Here is a 6,282-nt window from a genome sequence, read left to right as displayed (position 1 = left end):
TAGGTGGGACATTGCGATGCTCATTCTGGTTCTTTCCTTTAGCCCTTGGAGAAGTTAGAGGGAACGGAAAGTGTCTCAAATCATTGTGGCACACAGGGGCAGGAGATTTACGACGAAAATGGACAGCGCTGTTCCGAGCAGTTTTCATTTTCGTAAGACTTTCCCTGCGCGTGCTCCTGTCGGTTTGCCGTTTTGCCAGGTGCGCTGGCCGGAGACGAGGACCGTGCTGACTCCGGTGGCGAGGGCGTGTGGGGCGACGAACGTGGCGTTCTCGTGGATGGCGTCGGGGGAGAACACGGTGATATCGGCGATGCTGCCCACTTTTAGGCTCCCGCGCTCTGTCCAGCCGAGGCGCTGTGCGGGGAGGCTGGTCATCCGCCGAATGGCCTCAGGGAGAGTCAGCAGGTTTTTCTGCTTGACGTAGTGCTCTAAAATACGTGCGAAGGTGCCGTAGGAGCGCGGGTGGGGACGGTGTGCCTCGGCATCGGGGGCATTGGGGTTCATGGCGACGGAGTCAGAACCGATCATCACGCGCGGGTCGGAAAGAATGCGCTCGACATCGGTTTCGCTCATGGCGAAGTGCGCGGCGCTGACCCAGCCGCTTCCTTCGGTGAGCAGGTTCAGGATGAAGTCGCGCGGGTCGAGGTTCTGCGCCTTGGCATTTGCAGTGATGCTCCTACCAACCAGTGCTGCGTGGGGGCAGGAGGCGATCTCAATAGCATCCCAGGAGACGCCGCCGGAGCGCTCAAGCTCGCCCATCCACTCTCTGGCACGGGCACGCAGCATGGGATCGGTGAGGTTTTGGGCGAGATCCTCGGGGTTTCCAGCATTGGCCCAGGTAGGGAGCGCGATGACGGCGAGGCTGGTCTGGTACGCGGTGTAGGGATACTGATCCAGAAGTATGTCCATGCCCCGGCTCTGAGCAGCGTCTACCATCGCCAGAGTCGAGAGAATCTTGCCCCAGTTGCGCCTGCGCTCAGCCTTGTGGTGCGAGAGCTGAAGCGGTAGCCCCGCCCCCTCAGCAACAGCGATTGCCTCCGCCACGGACTCTTCGAGTAAATCGCCCTCGTCTCTTAAGTGTGTCGCATAAAACCCGCCGTAGCTCGCCGCTACTTTGGCAAGCGCGGTGAGCTCTGCCACATCGGCGTAGCTTCCTGGAACATACTCCAGTCCACTGGAGAGGCCAATCGCCCCGGCCCGCATTGCTAAGTCCAGCTCACGTTGCATCGCCGTCAGCTCTGTGTCACTTGGTACGCGCTGTGCCATGCCCATCACGCGCTTTCGGAGGCTCCCGTGCCCGGCAAGCGTAGCGATATTGATCGCCATGCCGCTCTCTTCGACCCGTACAAGAAACCCGGCGAGCGTCTCCCAGTTTAACGTGCCACCCGCGCCCTCCAGCCAGCGGCGCTCCAACCCAAACTCCGATGCGTTCGTCGCAAGCCCCAGAGAAATCCCACAGTTACCGACCACCTCACTCGTCACCCCCTGCGCCAGCGACGACTCCATGCCTGGGGTGAAGAGCACGGAGACATCAGAGTGGGTGTGGATATCAATAAAGCCCGGCGCGATCACTTGCCCTGTCGCATCAATCGTAGTGAGTGCCTCGCTTCGCTCCAAATCCCCAATCGCCGTAATTTTATCCCCGATCACGCCCACATCGGCGCGAAACAGCGTGGTACCAAGGCCATCCGCCACAAGGCCACCAGAGAGGAGAAGATCGAAGCGAGGAGTTATCACGGGTGCTATTGTACCCGGTTGTGGGAGCGCAAAAATGGCCTCTCAAACGCCAGGTGAAAGAGCCAGCACAGGCCCAGAGTCGCCGGTAGCACGGTGACGAGTACTAGAGGAAATATCGAGAGCGGGGCGGCGGCGATGCGCACGGTGAGCGGGTGCAGTCCCAGAGCGAGGAGTGGGTCGTGGAGCAGGTAGAGGCTGTAGGAAAAACTCCCCAGCCAGAGAACGGGGCGGCAGCTCAGGAGTGTAAAGGCCCGTGGGGGTGCCAGAGAGCCGACAATCAATACGGCGACCGTGGCGCTGCCAAGAAGTAAGTCCAGGCTGATCCGGAGCGCACCTGCCTGCCAGTGAGTGCGTGGCCAGGGAAAGCTATCGCGCCAGATTGTCAGCTGCGCCGCGATAGAAACAAGCGTCAGTAGCGTTGCAAGCGCTTTGAGGGCATGGTGGCTGAGGCGAGGGGGATGGACGACCCACTCAGCGGCGAGCATGCCTTGGACAAACAGCAACAAGAACCACGGACTCGTGCCGTCAAGCCGGAGCGCCATGGGGATCGCAACCAGAGCCGCCGCCACAGCGAGCACCACGCACCGCCCCGCATGCCGTCGAACGGGGAGCAGCACGAGCACGAAGAGAAAATAGATCTGGCACTCCAGCGCAATACTCCAGAACGGCCCATTGATGGCGATAGACCAGCGCGGTGTCCAGTTGTGAACCAGAAGTGTGTGTGTCAGCAGGCTCTGCCACTCGCGCGAGTGCGGTGGGAGAATTGCGGGAACCATCACCCCCAGGAGCAGGCTAATGAGCATCGCCGCGAAGTACGCGGGCAAGATGCGCCGGGCGCGGCGTTTCAGGAAGCTCGGCGACAGAGGCAGGCCCGCATGCGGGGCAATCGGCAGCATTAAACAGAAGCCCGAGAGCACGATAAAGATCGCCACCGCGACATGACCGAACTTGAGTAAGTGGAACCAGTGAGGGAAAGTATCGGGTGCCGCCACAGCCACAAAGCGTGCCCAGATATGATTTAGCACGACATAGAACGCGGCAAGTCCACGGATTCCCTCCACAAAGGGGTAGTATTTAGGGGCACTCCTGGGTTGCATCTTCCCGTTATTGTCGGTTCAGCGCTCGGAACTGTTGAGGGCGAGATGCCGTACAATACGGTGAAGAAAGGATACTTCAACCATGCGTTTCTCATTTGTCGCGCCCGCTCTCGTGGCGGCACTCTCGTTTTCTCTTAATTTCCGTCGCCCACGCGGGGCTTGGTGTTGGCGATCCCGCTCCCGCGCTTAAGGTGAGCAAGTGGGTCAAGGGCAAGCCCATCACGCTCACCAAGGGGAAAGTTCACGTGGTCGAGTTCTGGGCGACCTGGTGTGGTCCGTGCCGCACGAGCATCCCGCACCTGACCGAACTCGCCAAGAAATTCCAATCCAAGGCGGACTTTGTCGGGGTGAGTATCAACGAAGGGGCGCCCGAGTTTCAGGCAAATGTCGCCAAGTTTGTCAAGGAGATGGGCTCGAAGATGGACTATAACGTTGCCGTAGACACCGCATCGCGTGGCGGCTTCATGAGCAAGAACTGGATGGACGCCGCCAAGCAAGACGGCATCCCGACCGCTTTTATTGTTGACAAGCTGGGTAAGATCGCCTGGATCGGTCACCCGATGGAGATGGAAGCGCCGCTCGCAAAGATTATCGCCGGAAAGTGGGATATCGCTACTGAGAAGAAGCGTGCCACGGACATGAAAGCGGCGGAAGGGAAGATGCAGGCGTTTGCAAAACAGTTCAATGCACTGCTTCTGGATGCGAAGCTCGACGAAGCCTTTGCTTTTTTAGACAAGGCAGTTGTGAGTAATCCTGCGCTTGGGCTACAAGTCGCGCAGTCGCTGAACCAGATTGCCTGGACAATTGTGGAAGGCAAACAAGAGCTTCCCGAGGAGCTTTCCAAGCTCAAGGGCTCAACCCTGCCTCTGGCGCAAAAGGCTGTAGATCTCACCAAAGGCGAGGACGGCATGATCCTGGACACGCTGGCGTTTATCCACTACAAGGCGGGCAAAGTCAAAGAGGCACTCACGCTGCAAGAGAAGGCCATGACCAAGCTGCCCGCAGGAACCCCAGCGGAGATCAAGAAAGAGATGGAGGAGCGCCTGGTACTCTACAAGAGCAAGCAATAGAGGTGAACCAAGAGAGACAGGGCATGCCAAACAACTTGCTCTGTCTCTCATAAATGTTGTGCGGGCCGGGTACAATGGGCACATTCTTAGTGGAGGTTACTGGTATGGTTCTCAACCGCTTTGCTTTCATTCTCTCCATCTTTGGCCTCGTCGTTGCCGCGTATATGTGGAATATGCACTCGCACCCCCAGGACATTCCCTGTGGCATCCACATGACGAAGGTCTCTGAGTGCACCCAAGTTGCGCTGAGCAAGTACTCACGCTTCCCTGTGGGGTACGGTCCCCCTGTGGCAATGTGGGGAACCTTTGGCTATCTTGGCCTCGCGGGCCTGGCCTTTTTGAGGACGTTGTTCGAGGATGCAAAGCGTAGTCGGCAACTTCTTACCCTCGGACTCGTGCTGGCAACAGGGGCACTGGGATTCGCCCTCTGGCTTACCTATATTGAGATTTATGTGCTTGATGCTATCTGTAAGTGGTGCATGACAAGCCAGGGGATTATTGCGGGAATCTTTTTACTACACTTGACCGACTGGCTCCGGCCATTGATCGGTGGGACGCCAAAGAAATCATGAAATCTGAGACGAAACTACTAGTTGTGATGGGGGCGATTGTCGCTCTCGGGGCGGGTTTTCTTACATTGACCCGAGACCCATCGCTTGATCCGCCCAAGCCACCTCCGACACCTGCACCGCTTACGGAGGCACGGTTTGCGGAGCTTGAGAAAGGGACACGTCACTTTAAGGGCCCGGCGGACGCGCGCTTCACCGTGATCGAGTTCGCCGATTTCCAGTGCCCCTCGTGTCGCTTTGCTTACGAGACGGCCATTAAAGATCTGGGGACCAAGTTTCCTCAGGTTCGATTTGGCTTTAGGCACTTCCCGTTGGAGCGACCCCATCCCTTTGCCATGCCTGCTGCAGTGATGTCCGAGGTGGCGGGCCGTCAGGCACCGGTGAAGTTTTGGGAGTCCTACGAGGCGTTGATGAAGGGTAAGGATGAGCTTGTGGACACGGCCTTCATTGAGAAAGCCGCTGTGGCAGCCAAGCTTGACATGGAGCGCTACAAAAAAGAGAAAGCAGATACGGCGCTGTTAAAAATGGTGCAGTCTGACCGTGACACCGGGATTAGCTTTGGAGTCAACGAGACCCCCACGTTCTTTGTGCATGATCGTAAGACGAAGCGGACGATGATGGTCACGGGCTATCGGCAGCTCTACCCGGAGATCAAAGACATCCCCGGACTGCCGACGCCCATGCCGCCTTCGGACGGCTCCGCACCTCTGCCGCCTGCGGATGGCTCGGCGCCTCATTCGACCAAGTGAGTTCCTGTACACTTCTGCTGGTTCGTCACGGCGAGACCGACTGGAATGCGGAGCAGCGCTGGCAGGGGCAGTGTGATGTCCCGCTCAATGAGACAGGGCGTGCGCAGGCACGCCGACTGGGGATACGTCTTACCCGGCTCTGGGAGCAGGGGGCGCTCCCCCGACCGGCGCGTGTCCTTGTCTCTGATCTATCTCGTGCGTTCGAGACCGCTCAGCTACTGAATGCGGCACCGCTGCTGGAGACGGACATCAGGCTCCGGGAGCGTGGTTTTGGCTCGTGGGAAGGCAAGACAAGCGCGGAAGTCGGTCATCCGCCCGGGAGCCGTGAGCGGGCCCCGGATGCCGAATCCCTAGAGAGTGTCTGGGAGCGTATGCGGGCAGTGACCGAGCCTCTTGAAGGAGTAGTGCTGATTGTGGGACACGGTGGGGCGCTACGAGCGCTCCTCGCCCACGCGGCAGGGCACGGCCCCGAGGGAATGCGGCACTTTACCCTCGCCAACACGAGCCTCTCGGTTGTTACCTATGCACAGCGGGACAGTAAGCTTCTCCGCCTCAACGATATAGCGCACCTCGAAGATGGAACTTAACGTATGCAGGACAAGAAAAATCTACCTAACTTTGCGGTTGTCGCTCCCGGCATCTGGCGAGGTGCGGCCCCTACGACCGAGGGTTTTAAGCAGCTCAAGACAAAAGGCGTGCACACCATAATTGATCTGCGCATCGAGAAAAAAGGGCAAGCGGAGGAAGAAGCCGCCACCAAGGCGCTCGGGCTGAAGCGTGTGCGTATCCCGATGGGGGCCGAGGCACCTACCGAAAAGCAGGTCAAGGAGTTTCTCGGGCTACTCGGCAAATCGGCTACGGAGCCTGTGTTTGTGCACTGTCAGCACGGAGCCGACCGCACCGGAGCGATGGTGGGTATCTGGCGTGTCACACAGCAGGGCTGGGGTTTTGATCAGACCTGGGCGGAGATGCGCAAGTACGGCTTCAAGTCGTGGCTCAAAGAGCTAAAAGGGACGGTGGAGAAGCGGGCCAAAAAGAAATAGGCCGGGGCTGCTTGCCC

7 protein-coding genes are annotated in these 6,282 nt (G+C 58.9%); 5 read left to right on the top strand and 2 right to left on the bottom strand.

Going from position 1 to position 6,282, the window contains the following annotated elements:
• Window positions 1-144: 144 nt before the first annotated feature.
• Together ACH2ED_RS14620 and ACH2ED_RS14615 are read right to left on the bottom strand one after the other, a co-directional pair.
• Complete coding sequence (locus ACH2ED_RS14620) at window positions 145-1,737, bottom strand: amidohydrolase family protein (protein ID WP_395092474.1); 1,593 nt, start codon at window positions 1,735-1,737, stop codon at window positions 145-147.
• A gap of 5 nt (window positions 1,738-1,742) precedes the next feature.
• Window positions 1,743-2,834, bottom strand: a complete 1,092-nt coding sequence (locus tag ACH2ED_RS14615) for an acyltransferase family protein (RefSeq protein ID WP_395092471.1) — start codon at window positions 2,832-2,834, stop codon at window positions 1,743-1,745.
• Window positions 2,835-2,929: 95 nt separating this feature from the next.
• Here ACH2ED_RS14615 and ACH2ED_RS14610 point away from each other — a divergent pair, with 95 nt between their 5' ends.
• From ACH2ED_RS14610 to ACH2ED_RS14590, 5 genes are all read left to right on the top strand, one after another.
• A complete protein-coding gene (locus ACH2ED_RS14610) occupies window positions 2,930-3,904 on the top strand; it encodes a redoxin family protein (RefSeq protein ID WP_395092468.1) in 975 nt (324 codons plus the stop codon).
• Window positions 3,905-3,993: 89 nt separating this feature from the next.
• Entirely contained in the window at window positions 3,994-4,476 is a 483-nt protein-coding gene (locus tag ACH2ED_RS14605; RefSeq protein ID WP_395092466.1) for a vitamin K epoxide reductase family protein, read from the top strand.
• Window positions 4,473-5,222, top strand: coding sequence for a DsbA family protein (locus ACH2ED_RS14600; RefSeq protein ID WP_395092463.1), 750 nt, complete (start codon window positions 4,473-4,475; stop codon window positions 5,220-5,222). Before ACH2ED_RS14605 ends, ACH2ED_RS14600 begins: the two co-directional genes overlap by 4 nt.
• Window positions 5,219-5,809, top strand: a complete 591-nt coding sequence (locus ACH2ED_RS14595) for a histidine phosphatase family protein (protein WP_395092461.1) — start codon at window positions 5,219-5,221, stop codon at window positions 5,807-5,809. The genes ACH2ED_RS14600 and ACH2ED_RS14595 overlap by 4 nt, the downstream gene beginning before the upstream one ends.
• A 3-nt stretch (window positions 5,810-5,812) precedes the next feature.
• Entirely contained in the window at window positions 5,813-6,265 is a 453-nt protein-coding gene (locus ACH2ED_RS14590; RefSeq protein ID WP_395092458.1) for a hypothetical protein, read from the top strand.
• Window positions 6,266-6,282 lie beyond the last annotated feature (17 nt).

This window comes from Armatimonas sp., assembly GCF_043757465.1.
GTDB lineage: Bacteria > Armatimonadota > Armatimonadia > Armatimonadales > Armatimonadaceae > Armatimonas.
The sequence above is the reverse complement of the archived record's forward strand: the minus strand, read 5'-3'. Positions and strand labels throughout refer to the sequence as shown.